Raw genomic sequence first — 14,682 nt, 5'->3', positions numbered from 1 at the left:
AACTTTCCTCTTATGACGTTTATTCGAAAAAAAGCAAACCGCTGCTTAGCGATTTGCTTTGATCAATTACTCAATACCCATTTCTTCTTTGACAACAGCCGTAATGCGAGCCACGTATTCATCACACAGCTCTTTTGTTTTCGCCTCTGCCATGACACGTACAAGCGGCTCTGTTCCTGATGGACGCACAAGGATACGTCCGTCACCGTTCATCTCTTTTTCAACCTCTTGGATCACAGCTTTTACTTTTTCATTTTCTTCCACTTTATACTTATCAGATACCTTCACATTCACTAGAAGTTGCGGGAATTTCTCCATTTCAGCTGCAAGCTCTGACAATGTTTTTCCTGTTGCTTTTAGTGTATTCACCAGCATGATCGCAGAAAGCATGCCATCACCTGTCGTATTATAATCAAGGAAGATCAAGTGGCCTGACTGCTCGCCTCCGACATTATAGCCATCCTTTTTCATCGCCTCGACCACATAGCGGTCACCAACAGCGGTTTGAATGCTCTTAATGCCTTGCTTCTCAAGCGCTTTATAGAAACCTAGGTTACTCATGACCGTTGACACGACCGTGTCATCCTTCAATCGGCCTTCACCCTTTAAATAACGTGCGCATATGTACATAATTTGATCGCCGTCTACAATATCACCTTTTTCATCAACTGCAATTAAGCGGTCGCCATCACCATCAAACGCAAGACCAATATCCGCTCCTTTTTCTTTCACAAAAGCAGAAAGTGCCTCTGGATGAGTAGAACCTACGCCATCGTTGATGTTCAATCCGTTTGGTGATGTTCCCATTGTTGACACATCCGCATCTAAATCCGCAAATAAATGTGTTGCAAGAGAAGAGGTTGCACCATGTGCACAGTCAAGCGCTACGTGAATACCTGTGAAATCCTCGTCTGCTGTCTGTTTCAAGAATTGCAAGTATTTCTGACCGCCTTCAAAGTAGTCATTTACTGTTCCAAGATCCGCTCCAACTGGGCGTGGCAATTGATCGACCGGCTGATCCATCAGCTGCTCGATTTCATTCTCCTGTTCATCAGACAGCTTAAAGCCGTCACCGCCAAAAAATTTAATTCCGTTGTCTTGAACTGGGTTATGCGAAGCTGAAATCATGACACCTGCTTCTGCATCCATTGCCTTCGTTAAATAAGACACACCAGGTGTTGAGATCACACCTAAACGCATGACTTCAGCCCCAATTGACAGTAAGCCTGCTACGAGTGCTCCTTCTAACATATGACCAGATACACGCGTGTCTCGTCCAACGAGTACCTTTGGACGTTCTTTATCCTTCGTGAGCACATAGCCGCCAAATCTCCCAATTTTAAATGCGAGCTCTGGCGTTAATTCGCTATTAGCCACACCCCTTACACCATCAGTTCCAAAGTACTTGCCCATGTTTCAATCGCTCCTTTTTTACCATTCAAGAGGACGCTGCGTCCTCTTTGTTATCTTCTTTGACCCGCTGTCTTTGACTTGATTCTTTTTTTGCTTTATCTTGTGTTGATTCCTTTTGACTCTTCTCTTCCTGATCATCATTGGATGATTGATCTTTCCGATCATTCGTAGAAGCCGGCTGATCTTCTGTATCAGTAGAAGTCAGTTTCACTTTGACCTTCGATCTAGATAATGTCCACGTCACATTTTGAGGGCCATTCACTTGTACTTTGACCTCATGTGTTCCTTCGTTTAAGTCCCCGACATTGATATAGGCTTCAATATCTGAAGCCTTTAGTTTATCAATTGCACTCTTTGAACCTTTTGCTGTTAGTGTGAGACGCCCAGAAGACGGACTCACAAATGCAGAGCTAAGATCCTTGCTCAGACCCACGACAGAAATTGGGACATTATCGATCTTTTTTTCTTCAGCTGTTGCAACCTTCACTTTGATTTTAACAGTTTCAGGTGATACCTTTTTCACACCATCTGGCAGTGGAATGTCGGCATCAATCTCTGTATCATCTTTAATCTTGCTTAGGTCGAGCTTAACACCGTCAATAAAATCAAGCGCATCCAACACCTTTTGAGAACCGTAGACTGTAACCTCACTTGGGCTTGTCTCGATGCTTGAGATACTGATCCCATCTGGCAAGCTGCCCGTCCGCTCAATCTTAAACGGAACTTTCTTGCTTGGACTCGTAATCGGGACCGTAATATCTACCACAGACGGACTCACTTCGACTGGTAGCTCATTCCCGCTGCTATCATACACAGTGAGCTTCGCTTCTTTCTCAATTTGCTGATCGACATCCTCTAAGTTCACAAATGCTTTAATGACAGAAATTTTGTCGATCACATCTTTCGAGCCAGTAACCGTGACATTTTTCGGATTCACAATAGGCTGCTCTGGTGAATAGCCGTCTTTGATTTTATTTTGATTATAAAATTCCGTTTCAACAGGGAACTCAGCTGTCGTTTTTTCTTGTATCGTCACAGTCGTCACAGACGGATTAATCGTTAACGTGATTCCTTTCGATACATCTCTTGCCTTCAATTCGACTTTATGTGTACCTGTCGTCAGGTTTTGCATATCTGCGTAAATTTCAAAATTTTTCGTTTGTCTTGCTGTTTTCACAGCACTAGTTGATCCTTTAATCGTGACATTGACTGTCTGCGGCACACCAGTGACTACATACTTTTCGTCGTCATAATATGCTTTAACAGGTATGTCCGTTAAGGTTGCTTCGTCTGTTGTCGATGTTGGGAAAAAGGATTCACCGATTTTTTTCGGCGTGGGCGCTTGCGCTGAATTGACTGCACCATACAGCAATAAAGCGAAGACCAATGCAAGAAACTTAACGGCCCAGCGATTATTCAAAATCTTATCCATTTTTCTTGCCCCTCCAATACCATTTGGTCGAGGAAGCATCTTTGCTGTTCTTACTAAACTCAGCAATCAGCATTTCTTCAAGCGCTTCTTCTGTCAATTCTCGATGGAGATCACCATTTCTTGCGACACTAATGCCGCCTGTCTCCTCGGAGACAATGACGGTTAAACTGTCCGTTACTTCACTAATACCAACTGCCGCGCGGTGACGTGTACCGAGCTCCTTAGAAATAAAAGGACTTTCAGACAGCGGTAAATAACACGCTGCAGCTGCAATCTCATCACGCTTCATAATCACAGCGCCGTCATGAAGCGGTGTATTCGGAATGAAGATATTAATCAGCAGCTCAGAACTCACCTTTGCATTTAAAGGAATTCCGGTCTCTATGTAATCATTCATTCCAGTATCGCGCTCAATCGTTAACAGCGCGCCTATTCTTCTTTTTGCCATATAGTTAATTGCTTTTGTAATTGCCTCGATCGTTTTCTGCTGCTGTTCCTCTACAGGTGTTCCGCTTCTAGAGAAGAAACGGCCGCGCCCAAGCTGCTCAAGCGCTCTCCTTAGCTCTGGCTGAAAAATAATAATGATCGCAAGGAACCCCCACGTAATCGCTTGATCCATCAGCCATTGAAGTGTGTTAAGACCGAGATACGCACTCCCCATCCTGACGAGAACAATGACGACAATTCCCTTTAAAAGCTGAACCGCTTTTGTTCCGCGGATGACCATCATTAATTTATATATCACATACCAAACAACGAGAATATCAACAGCATTACCGAGGTACTGCAAAAAAGGAATATCCCCTAAAGCCATTTCCTCGTCCTCCAGAATTTTCAGTTATTCTTCGTTCGATTTATTTTTTATAAAAAAAGAGCCTATGTGTAAGTACATAGCGTGGCTATTATACCACATTTTGTTTCAGCAAGGAAAATAGTTGCCATATCTGGCTGGCATTCAAGTCTGTCCATCAATAGAAAAAGAGCAGTCCCTTAGAGACTGCTCTCAAACTGTTTGATTTACTTTTGCTCCTCTGGCCCAATGACCCGCATCACGTCTTGTGCTGTAGACTTCATTTTGTACCAAACCCAATCAAACACTTCATTAATTTCATTGATTTGACCAGTGACTTGTCCGGCAGAAGCAGTCAGCTGTTCTCCATTGACGACTGTTACGTTTCCATCAACCTTGCCTTCTACAATCAGCTTGCCATTTTTCACAGTGACATCACCTTTGACGGTTTCCCCTTTAGGTACCGTCACTGTATCATTTTCAACCACGAGATTCGGCTGCTTTGACACACTGAAATTATGATCCGTATTCCAGCTAGTAAACAGACTGCCTCCCATCAATATGACAAAGAGGGCAGCAGCGACCATTAGCGGATGAGCTTTGATCCATCTTTGAATCGACACACGCTTTTTCTCCTTTGGAAGACCTGCCATCACCTTTGCAGTGAAATCAGATGGTGCTTCTATATGAGATGTACTCTGCACGAGCGCGATGGATTTCTCAATTTGTTGAAAATGAGTACGGCATTCCTCACACGATTGCAGATGGCTCTTTAATTCTTTTTCATCTTCGGGCTCTATGTCCCCGTCTAAATACTGATGCATAAGCAGGACGATTTTTTCCTGACAGCTCATCAAAATCACCTCACTCAAAGGTCTCTCAACTGTTTCCGGAGAGCCTCTCTACCCCTGTGTATTCTCGTTTTCACCGTACCAACTGGTATATTCAGAATCTCACTAATTTCTTTTAACGAGAGTTCATCAATATACTTTAATACGATGACCGAGCGATATTTATCGGGTAATCTTAAAATTTTTTGCTGAATGGTGCTCGATAATTCAAGTGACACCACCTCGTCCTCTGGCAAAATGCCGTCAGCCGCAATTTGAGAATACATATTCAGTCCTTCTGTCCCTGCCACCTCTGCATCTAAATAATAATCCGGCTTTTTTTTACGAATACGGTCGATGGTCAGGTTGGTTGCAATGCGGTACAGCCACGTGGAAAACTTACGATTCACATCAAAGCTCTCAATATTCACATAGGCACGGATAAACGCCTCCTGCGCAATATCTTCTGCTTCATGTGCATTCCCAAGCATACGATAGCACAGCTGATAAATTTTGTCTTTATACAGGTCTACGATATCTGCAAATGCGTTCTGGTCGCCTTTTTTCACTTGCTTAATTCTCTTTTTAATCATTGTTTCCATAGTATATTCAACCTCTGCCTTCACCGGTCTTTATGTATACGAACCTCGTTCCAAAAGGTTTCATTCTCCTCTAAAAAATAGTGTAACAAATTTTTGACAGCATGTTACGCTTATCAGCCGGTAAAAACCTTAACATATCCTTAAATTTCCCCAAAATTAAAAAAGAACGGGAACAAGTCCCGCTCTATAATAGCTTTTCACCCATTAAAGAACCAATTAATGCAACTGCCGCTTCTGCTGTTTTATTTTTCTCATCTAATACCGGATTCACCTCAACAAACTCAGCAGAAGTCAAAATCCCTGCTTCCTCTAAAAGCTCCATTGCAAGATGACTCTCTCTATAACTGATGCCGCCAGCAACCGGCGTTCCCACGCCAGGGCACTCCGCTGGATCAAGGCCGTCTAAATCAAGCGACAAATGAACACCATCTGTTCTTTCTTTTAAATAGGCAATGGCTTCCTCCATTACTCTCGTCATCCCTAATCGATCGATTTCATGCATCGTATACACTTTAATGCCTTTTTCTCTAATCAATGCCCGCTCTCCTTCATCTAAAGAACGAGCACCGATCAAGATCACATTCTCAGGCTTTACTTTAGGTGTATAACCGCCAATATTGATTAAATCAGCATGCCCAAAGCCGAGACTGACAGCGAGCGGCATCCCATGAATATTTCCAGAAGGAGAGGTTTCCTCTGTATTTAAATCACCGTGTGCATCATACCAAATGACACCCAAATTTTCATAATGCTTGGCTACACCGGCTAGTGTACCAATTGCAATGCTATGATCCCCGCCTAAAATCAGCGGAAACGAACCTGACTGCACAATACTGCTAACCTTTTCAGCAAGAAGCTGGTTTGCGCCAGCATTCTCCGTTAAGTTTTTCAGTTTTTCACTTGTATAGAGACCTTTCTCATCATCCCTTTGCTCAACGGGAATATCCCCTAGATCTTCGACATCAAATGAAAGCGATTCCAATTTTTCTTTTACACCAGCACAGCGAATGGCACTCGGCCCCATATCGACGCCCCTTCTCATTTGACCGAGATCCATCGGCACCCCAACAATTGTGACCTTCTTTTGATCTCCCATATGTACATCCCCTTTCCGTTCATGCTTATATTTTACTTTCTCGGTGCCTTCTGACTCAACTCAACAATATTTTGAATAGTTATACATTCCAATCGTCAAAATAAAAAAAAGACACCTTTTTAAAAAAGGTGTCTTAACTGGGCTAGCTGGATTCGAACCAACGCATGACGGAGTCAAAGTCCGTTGCCTTACCGCTTGGCTATAGCCCAAAAATGGTGGAGGGGGGCGGATTCGAACCGCCGAACCCGGAGGGAGCGGATTTACAGTCCGCCGCGTTTAGCCACTTCGCTACCCCTCCACATATGGAATTGATAAAAGAAAAACAGTGCCGGCAAGAGGACTTGAACCCCCAACCTACTGATTACAAGTCAGTTGCTCTACCAGTTGAGCTACACCGGCATATGGTGGAGGATGACGGGCTCGAACCGCCGACCCTCTGCTTGTAAGGCAGATGCTCTCCCAGCTGAGCTAATCCTCCACATGATGGTGACCCGTACGGGATTCGAACCCGTGTTACCGCCGTGAAAGGGCGGTGTCTTAACCGCTTGACCAACGGGCCAGTTTGTCAAGTTTACTGTTTCCGTGAAGCTGACAAAAGTTATTATATACAGGTTGTACCCCTTTTGTAAAGGGGATTTTTATTTTTTTTATTTTCTAACTATTCAACCCTCATCAGCACAACAACATTTCGACTGAAATATAATTTCAGTATTTAAATATAATATTGAAATTTCATTTCATACTCAATATACTGAAAATGAAGAAATAAGGAGGTATGTCACATGCAGCCATCTCAACTGCGTTCTTTGACAACAGAATCAAGAAACCCTAACACCATGAGAATTTCACAAGCAAGTCCGCTAGAAATACTCCAAATGATAAATGCGGAAGATATGAAGGTCGCTCAAGCCGTCAACCGTGTCCTTCCAGACGTAAAGACAGCAAGTGACTTGGCCTTTGAATCCATCTCGAATGGGGGCAGACTCATTTATCTAGGCGCTGGAACAAGCGGCAGAATTGGGGTAATGGATGCGGTCGAATGTCCACCTACCTATAGCATTTCACCTGATGTTATCGTAGGCATCATGGCCGGTGGAGACTCTGCCTTTTCACATGCAGCAGAAGATGTGGAAGACAGTGAAGAAGCTAGTCAAAAAGATTTAGAACACATTCACCTGACATCAAAAGATACGGTTGTCGGCATCGCGGCGAGCGGTAGAACACCCTATATCATTGGCGCTTTAAACTATGCTAGAACCATTGGAGCAAAAACAGTAGCCCTCAGCTGCAATGAACAAGCAGAGATTAGCGAACTAGCAGACTGCGCCATTGAAGTCGTCGTAGGAGCAGAAGCCATCACTGGGTCAACACGAATGAAAGCCGCATCCGCTCATAAAATGATTTTAAATATGCTTTCCACCTCTGTCATGATCAGACAAGGCAAAGTATATGAAAACCTGATGGTAGATGTAAAAGTAAGCAATCATAAACTGAAAGAACGCGCCATCACCATCATTCAGCATGTGACCAATGCTTCCTACGAACAAGCCGTAAAAGCCCTTGAAGCAGCCGATTTAGAAGTTAAAACAGCCATCGTCATGCTCCAAACCAAAACAGATAAAAAGACAGCCAAAGACCTGCTCAACAAAGCAGATGGTCACATCGACAAAGCAATCTTACGTCATCAATCTTAAAGGAGGAAACTCATGTCAGCAGGCGGACTCACCCTACTACACACAATGAAATCAAAGCTTCCCCAATCTGAAAAAATCATTGCAGACTATATCCTTGCCCATCCTGACAAAGTCATTAAAAGCACAGTGCATGAAATCAGTCAGGCTGCCGGCGCAAGCAGCTCTGCCGTCATCCGCCTCTGTAAGTCTCTCGGGCTGGATGGCTATCACGATTTGAAAATGCGGATCGCTGGAGACTTAATGCACACTGATAAACAAGGCTACCGGGATATCGAACAAGATGAACCACTTCAATCCATTATTCAAAAGACAGCAGGAAACACCATTCAATCGATCAAAGATACAGCCTCTATTTTAAATGTAGAAGCTTTAGAAAAAGCTGTTCAACTGCTGCTGAATGCAAACCAAATCCATTTTATCGGTGTGGGTGCATCTGGCATCGTCGCAGCTGATGCCCAGCAGAAATTTCTCAGAATCAATTATGCAGCTACAGCCTTTACTGACATGCACATCGCATCTACGGTCATCGCAAATGCTGGAAAGAATGACATTGTGTTCGGTATATCCTTTTCAGGAGAAACGTTAGACATCATCCAAGCCCTTCAGCTCGCAAAAGAAAATGAAGTGAAAACCATTGCTTTAACGCATCCAGGGCATACAAGCGTTTCTGCATTGTGTGATGTCCATCTATCAACGTCCGGTTCCAATGAAGCACCTTTTCGCAGTGCTGCCACTTCCTCTAGAATGGCACAGCTCTATTTAATCGATGTCTTGTTCCTCAGTTTAGCCTCCCGTCAATATGAACAGACAGCACAATATATTGACAAAACAAGGCATGCCATCCGCTCCATGAAACGAAAAACAAAGGGGGATTCAACATGAGTCATCAAAAAAAATATCAGCAGTTGGCGAAAGAAATCCTTTCACTCTGTGGTGGTTCTGAAAACATTTCTTCCCACACACATTGTATGACACGTCTCCGAATTACACCCATTGATCGTGAAAAAGTGCAAACCACCGCGATCAAAGAACTCGATGGCGTCATTGGCGTCGTCGAAGCGGAAACACTGCAAATCATTTTAGGCACAGGTGTTGTCAACCAAGTATCAAGTGCGTTTGAACAGCTGCTCAATGCCTCAGGTTCATATGACTTAAACAACGAAGCACAGAAAAACAAACAAGCCATTTCACAAAAGAACCGGACACCATTCAAGCTGTTCTTACGGCGGATCGCCAGCATTTTCATTCCCATTATTCCAGCACTCGTTGCATCGGGTCTTATAACGGGTATTACAAAAGCGGTCGTGCAAGCAGGCTGGCTCGATGAAAAATCTCAAGCTGCGATTATTCTAACCGTTATAGGCTCAGGATTGTTTGCTTATCTCGGTATATTAGTAGGAACAAACGCCGCAAAAGAATTTGGTGGCTCTCCTGCATTAGGCGCATTAGCAGGTATTCTCATCATTAACCCAGCTGCCGCTGATATTATGTTATTTGGCACTAATATTCTACCAGGTAGAGGCGGACTTATCGGTGTTCTTCTTGCAGCTATTTTTATGGCACTTGTTGAGACCCAGATCAGACGCTTCGTCCCGCAATCACTCGATATCATCGTCACACCAACCATCACACTACTCATTACAGGCATTTTCACGTACGTTATCTTCATGCCAGTCGGCGGATTTATATCTGATGCCATCACCTCTGGACTTACTTATCTATTAAACATTGGCGGTATTTTTGCCGGATTTGTTCTTGGTGCGACCTTCCTTCCTCTTGTTGTCACTGGACTTCACCAAGGCCTAACACCTATTCATATGGAACTGATTAATTCAATTGGAGATGACCCGCTTCTGCCAATCCTCGCTATGGGAGGCGCAGGACAGGTCGGTGCTGCCTTTGCCATTTATATGAAAACAAAAAAGAAAAAGCTGAAAAGAGCCATTGCAGGCGGACTTCCTTCAGGAATGCTTGGAATTGGAGAACCGCTCATTTTCGGTGTCACACTCCCGCTCGGAAGACCCTTCCTCACTGCTTGTCTCGGCGCTGGAATCGGCGGAGCATTTCAAGCCTATTTCCAAATCGCCACTAAAGCAATCGGGGTATCAGGTCTCCCATTAACCTTTATCGTTCACACACATCAAATGCTGCTTTACTTAATAGGTCTCTTCATTGCATATGTCGCTGGATTTATCTTCACATACTTATTTGGATTTCATGATGATATGGCTGTTGAATTCGAGGAAAATAAGCAATAGGAGGTCTAGCTCTTGAAGAAATATTTTCTCATCATCACAACTCTGTTCATGCTCCTAGGGTTACCAGTACAAACATTTGCAACTAGCTCCCATCCTGTATCGTCTTTGTCTAAAACAGCACCTGAAGAATATCCCGTCTTAAAAAAAGCAAAACGACCGGAACAAGTAGGTTTTTCTTCTAGGCAGCTTAGGAAGGTTGATCACATGATTCAAAACGATATCAAAGCAGGGTTCCCGGGGGCAGCACTCATCATTATCAAGGATGGTCAGATCATCCATCAAAAAGCCTATGGCTATAGACAAAAATATAAAGGGACAACAGAACTCAAATTCTATAAGAAAATGAAAAAGAACACACTGTTCGATTTGGCATCCAACACAAAAATGTATGCCACCAACTATGCCCTGCAAAAGTTAGTATATGAACAAAAACTAGATGTAAATGAAAAAATACAAACCATCCTGCCTGACTTTCAAGATGAACCAGATGCAAAGGTAACCGGCAAAGATCAGCTTCGAGTCAAGGATCTTCTCACCCATTCTGCCGGACTGCCTTCCAGTGTTTTATTTTATAGCAAAGAGCAAGCGGGCTCTTTTTTCTCTCAAGATAGACAAACAACCATGAAATGGCTACCAAAGGTGCCTCTGCAATACAAGCCAGGCACTCAGCATATTTATAGTGATATTGATTACATGCTGTTAGGCATGATCATTGAGAAAAAAACCGGTATGCCACTTGATCAATATGTAGAGTCGACGATTTATCGACCGCTTGGTCTAAAACATACCATGTTCAATCCGCTGAAAAAGGGATTCAAGCCAAAGCATTTTGCAGCAACCGAGCGTCTAGGCAATACACGCGATGGTGTCATCGATTTTGAAAACATTCGCAGGTATACCTTGCTAGGTGAAGTCCACGATGAGAAAGCCTATTACTCAATGGCAGGTGTCTCCGGACATGCTGGACTTTTCTCTAATACATCAGATATGGCCGTACTGCTTCAGCTGATGCTCAATAAAGGAGGCTATGGGAAAACAACCATCTTTGACCAAGCTTCTATCGATCTCTTTACGGAATCATCAGACACGAACCCAACTTACGGGCTAGGCTGGCGGAAAAACGGCAATACTGACATGGAATGGATGTTTGGGAAATACGCAAGTAAAGAAGCGTATGGACACACAGGCTGGACCGGAACGATGACTTTGATTGATCCAAAACACAATCTAGGCGTCGTCTTGCTGACAAATAAAAAACATTCACCCGTCGTTTCACCTGAAGTCAACCCAAATCAATTTGAAGGTGACCTTTTCCCAACTGGTACTTATGGAAGCATCATGACTGCAATCTACGAATCTTTTAAGTAAAAGGAGGAATTCGATGTTAAAAGCTCTGTTCCCCGCTGCACTCGTTTTGGCCCTGCTCACCTCTTCCATTCCAACGGAAAAGGTGAGCTCCGCCCCTCTCCCAACTGCCAAACAAATGGTTCAGGACATGTCCTTGGATGAAAAAATTGGCCAAATGCTCATGCCAGACTTTCGCAATTGGCAAGCAGAAGGTGAATCCGCTCCTACAGGCTTCACAAAAATGAATAAAGAAGTTTCTCACCTTGTAGAGAAATATCATTTAGGCGGTGTCATCTTATTTGCAGAAAATGTCGTTGATACGAAACAAACCGTCAAACTCACACATGAATTTCAACAAGCATCACCCAACATTCCTTTACTCATTTCCATTGATCAAGAAGGCGGAATCGTCACAAGACTACAAAAGGGAACACATTTCCCAGGAAATATGTCGATTGGTGCCTCTCGAAGTAAGAAAAATGCTTATGACACTGGAAAAATCATCGGCAAAGAATTAAACGCTCTAGGTATCAATACAAATTTCTCTCCTGTTCTTGATGTAAATAATAACCCGAATAACCCCGTCATTGGTGTCCGTTCCTTTAGCTCTGACCCTGAACTTGTCACGAAACTTGGTCTGCAAACCATGAAAGGACTTCAAAAGGAAAAGACCATTTCCACATTAAAGCATTTCCCGGGACATGGTGATACAGCTGTTGATAGTCACTACGGTCTTCCGCTTGTAGAACATAATCTAGATCGTCTTAAAAAGGTGGAGCTGTATCCATTTCAACAAGCAATCAACGCAGGGGCAGATATGGTCATGACCGCTCATGTTCAATTCCCAGCCATTGATGACACAACGTATAAAAGCAAAAAAGATGGCGAGGACATTATGGTTCCAGCAACCTTATCAAAAAAAGTCATCACAAACTTATTAAAAGAAGACATGGGCTTTCAAGGAGTGGTTGTAACAGACGCCCTCAATATGAAAGCGATTGCAGATAACTTCGGACAGGAAGAAGCTGTGGTAATGGCTATTAAAGCAGGCGTCGACATTGCCCTCATGCCAGCACCTGTCACGTCCTTAAAGACAGAAAAAAACCTAGAGAATGTGTTCAATGCTTTAAAAAGAGCAGTTCTCACAAAAGAAATTCCGATATCTCAGATCAATCAATCTGTCGAAAAAATCCTTCAATTAAAGATCACACGCGGCATCATTTCCGCCAATAAACCAGTAAGCCTTGAGAAGAAAATCAAAAAAGCAACACAGCTCGTTGGTCAAAAGTCGCACCGAAAAGCAGAACAAAAAATGGCACGTGAAGGAATCACTCTCCTTAAAAACAACGACAAAACCTTGCCTTTTAAGCCTAAAAAGAATGACAAAATCGTGCTCATGGCACCGTACGAAGATCAAACAAAAGCAATGTCCGTTACAATTGAATCTCTGATCAAACAGAAAAAGATCAAACCTGTACAAATCCAATCATACGCATTTGCAGATAAGAGCTTCTCCAAAGAAACAGCCAAACTCATTCAAAATGCTGACTATGTCATTACCGGCTCTTACGTTGTCCAAAATGACCCAGCTGTGAATGATGGCGTCATTGATGACGGTGTACAGGATCCGAAAAAATGGGCAACGGCCTTCCCTCGTGCTGTCATGAAAGAAGCAGCAGCACAAAACAAAAAATTGGTCATCATGAGTCTCCGAAACCCATATGATGCTGCAAATTTCGAGGAAGCCGACGCCTTACTGGCTGTGTACGGTTTTAAAGGGTACTCAAACGGACAATTCAATCAACCGAATATTCCTGCGGGACTAGAAGTGATTTTTGGAGCGGCCTCACCTAAAGGGAAATTACCCGTCGCTATCCCATCAGTCACTCATCCTAATCAAACCCTTTACCCATTTGGCTATGGACTCAATTTAAAAGGAAAACAGATCAAATAGGAGGGATTCTCTTGAAAAAGACAGCAAGCTTGATACTCGCTAGCATTCTCATGATCAGCACATTGACCGCCGCCTCCCCCGCAGATTCAGAACGAACAGATACAAAAGGAAAAAAAGCAACAGTCAAAACAGGTATCGAAACATTACTCTCAAGTAACCTCTCTTGGCTTAAAGGGAAAAAAGTAGGGCTTATTACAAATCCTACAGGCATTGATGCAAACATGAAAAGCAGTGTCGATCTGCTATTTGAACACCCCAATATTAAACTGACTGCCTTGTATGGGCCTGAACATGGCGTGCGCGGTGGTGCACAAGCAGGAGAAGGCGTCGAATCGTATACTGACGAAAAAACAGGCCTGCCTGTTTACTCTCTTTATGGAAAAACAAGAAAGCCAACTCCTGAAATGCTCAAAAATGTAGATGTCCTGCTATTTGATATTCAAGACGTTGGTGCTCGTTATTACACCTATATTTACACGATGGCCTATGCAATGGAAGCAGCTAAGGAAAACAACATTCCATTTGTTGTCTTAGATCGTCCAAACCCAATAGGCGGGCTAAAAGTAGAAGGACCCGTATTAGAGCCAGAACACGCCTCTTTTGTAGGTCTCTATCCCATCCCATTAAGACATGGGATGACGACTGGAGAACTTGCATACATGTTTAATAAAGAGTTTCATATCAACGCTGATGTAAAAGTGATCAAAATGAAACATTGGAAACGATCCATGACGTTCGATGACACGAAGCTGCCGTTCGTCCTCCCTTCACCTAACATGCCGACCGTTGATAGTACCTTTGTTTACCCAGCAACAGGATTAATCGAAGGCACAAACGTTTCTGAAGGCAGAGGAACGACAAAACCGTTCGAACTCATTGGCGCTCCATATATCAATAGCAACGAGCTAGCAGATCATTTAAATGGGTTAAAACTAAAAGGCGTTCAATTTAGACCTGTCTCATTTACCCCTACCTTTTCAAAACATGCCGGGACTTTGTCTCACGGGGTACAGCTTTATGTCACAGACCGAAAATCATTCGAAGCAGTCAAAACAGGTCTATCCATCATCAAAGCAATTCATGACTTGTATCCTAATGACTTTCAATTCCTACAAACAGGCAGCTTTGATAAACTCATCGGGAATAGCTGGATCAAAGAAGAAATCAATAAAGGCACTTCTATCAAACACATCATGAAACAATACCACCATGACCTAAAGACATTCGAAAAGAAACGGAAGAAATACCTCATCTATTAATCGCAAA

General features: G+C 43.1%; 12 protein-coding genes and 5 tRNA genes. 6 read left to right on the top strand and 11 right to left on the bottom strand.

Annotation, left to right across the window (positions count from 1 at the left end; all coding sequences use genetic code 11):
- Positions 1-66: 66 nt before the first annotated feature.
- From glmM to MHH31_RS01030, 11 genes are all read right to left on the bottom strand, one after another.
- Positions 67-1,413, bottom strand: a complete 1,347-nt coding sequence (gene glmM, locus MHH31_RS01080) for a phosphoglucosamine mutase (RefSeq protein WP_008360584.1) — start codon at positions 1,411-1,413, stop codon at positions 67-69.
- A gap of 25 nt (positions 1,414-1,438) precedes the next feature.
- Positions 1,439-2,845 (bottom strand): YbbR-like domain-containing protein, encoded by a 1,407-nt coding sequence (locus tag MHH31_RS01075; RefSeq protein ID WP_178929571.1) that lies wholly within the window; start codon positions 2,843-2,845, stop codon positions 1,439-1,441.
- On the bottom strand, positions 2,838-3,659 hold the full coding sequence (gene cdaA, locus MHH31_RS01070; protein ID WP_008344027.1) for a diadenylate cyclase CdaA: 822 nt from the start codon (positions 3,657-3,659) through the stop codon (positions 2,838-2,840). The genes MHH31_RS01075 and cdaA overlap by 8 nt, the downstream gene beginning before the upstream one ends.
- Before the next feature lie 203 nt (positions 3,660-3,862).
- Positions 3,863-4,489, bottom strand: coding sequence for an anti-sigma-W factor RsiW (gene rsiW / locus MHH31_RS01065; RefSeq protein WP_008344028.1), 627 nt, complete (start codon positions 4,487-4,489; stop codon positions 3,863-3,865).
- A gap of 14 nt (positions 4,490-4,503) precedes the next feature.
- A complete protein-coding gene (gene sigW / locus MHH31_RS01060) occupies positions 4,504-5,067 on the bottom strand; it encodes an RNA polymerase sigma factor SigW (RefSeq protein WP_007498553.1) in 564 nt (187 codons plus the stop codon).
- A 184-nt stretch (positions 5,068-5,251) separates the two neighbouring features.
- Positions 5,252-6,163: an arginase gene (gene rocF, locus MHH31_RS01055; protein ID WP_039170230.1), complete on the bottom strand. Its 912-nt coding sequence runs from the start codon at positions 6,161-6,163 to the stop codon at positions 5,252-5,254.
- 137 nt (positions 6,164-6,300) lie between these two features.
- Positions 6,301-6,372 (bottom strand) — tRNA-Gln (locus MHH31_RS01050).
- Positions 6,373-6,376: 4 nt separating this feature from the next.
- Positions 6,377-6,461: transfer RNA gene (locus MHH31_RS01045), tRNA-Tyr, on the bottom strand.
- Between the two features lie 28 nt (positions 6,462-6,489).
- Positions 6,490-6,562: transfer RNA gene (locus tag MHH31_RS01040), tRNA-Thr, on the bottom strand.
- A gap of 3 nt (positions 6,563-6,565) precedes the next feature.
- Positions 6,566-6,641, bottom strand: a tRNA-Val gene (locus tag MHH31_RS01035).
- Positions 6,642-6,647: 6 nt separating this feature from the next.
- Positions 6,648-6,722 (bottom strand) — tRNA-Glu (locus tag MHH31_RS01030).
- Positions 6,723-6,945: 223 nt separating this feature from the next.
- On the opposite strand from MHH31_RS01030, the gene murQ reads away from it, so the two are divergent.
- The 6 genes from murQ to MHH31_RS01000 are packed head-to-tail and all read left to right on the top strand — an operon-like array spanning position 6,946 to position 14,675.
- Positions 6,946-7,857, top strand: a complete 912-nt coding sequence (gene murQ / locus MHH31_RS01025) for an N-acetylmuramic acid 6-phosphate etherase (protein WP_342495154.1) — start codon at positions 6,946-6,948, stop codon at positions 7,855-7,857.
- Positions 7,858-7,869: 12 nt separating this feature from the next.
- Positions 7,870-8,739: a MurR/RpiR family transcriptional regulator gene (locus MHH31_RS01020; RefSeq protein ID WP_007498558.1), complete on the top strand. Its 870-nt coding sequence runs from the start codon at positions 7,870-7,872 to the stop codon at positions 8,737-8,739.
- On the top strand, positions 8,736-10,115 hold the full coding sequence (locus MHH31_RS01015; RefSeq protein WP_342495153.1) for a PTS transporter subunit EIIC: 1,380 nt from the start codon (positions 8,736-8,738) through the stop codon (positions 10,113-10,115). The genes MHH31_RS01020 and MHH31_RS01015 overlap by 4 nt, the downstream gene beginning before the upstream one ends.
- Positions 10,116-10,127: 12 nt before the next feature.
- Entirely contained in the window at positions 10,128-11,483 is a 1,356-nt protein-coding gene (gene pbp4b, locus MHH31_RS01010; RefSeq protein ID WP_168948421.1) for a penicillin binding protein PBP4B, read from the top strand.
- Between the two features lie 13 nt (positions 11,484-11,496).
- A complete protein-coding gene (locus tag MHH31_RS01005; protein WP_342495152.1) occupies positions 11,497-13,416 on the top strand; it encodes a glycoside hydrolase family 3 protein in 1,920 nt (639 codons plus the stop codon).
- Positions 13,417-13,427: 11 nt separating this feature from the next.
- On the top strand, positions 13,428-14,675 hold the full coding sequence (locus MHH31_RS01000) for a DUF1343 domain-containing protein (protein ID WP_342495151.1): 1,248 nt from the start codon (positions 13,428-13,430) through the stop codon (positions 14,673-14,675).
- Positions 14,676-14,682 lie beyond the last annotated feature (7 nt).

The sequence above is a fragment of the Bacillus sp. FSL K6-1033 genome (assembly GCF_038630765.1).
Lineage (GTDB): Bacteria > Bacillota > Bacilli > Bacillales > Bacillaceae > Bacillus > Bacillus altitudinis.
This window is presented reverse-complemented; position numbering and strand designations above follow the sequence as displayed.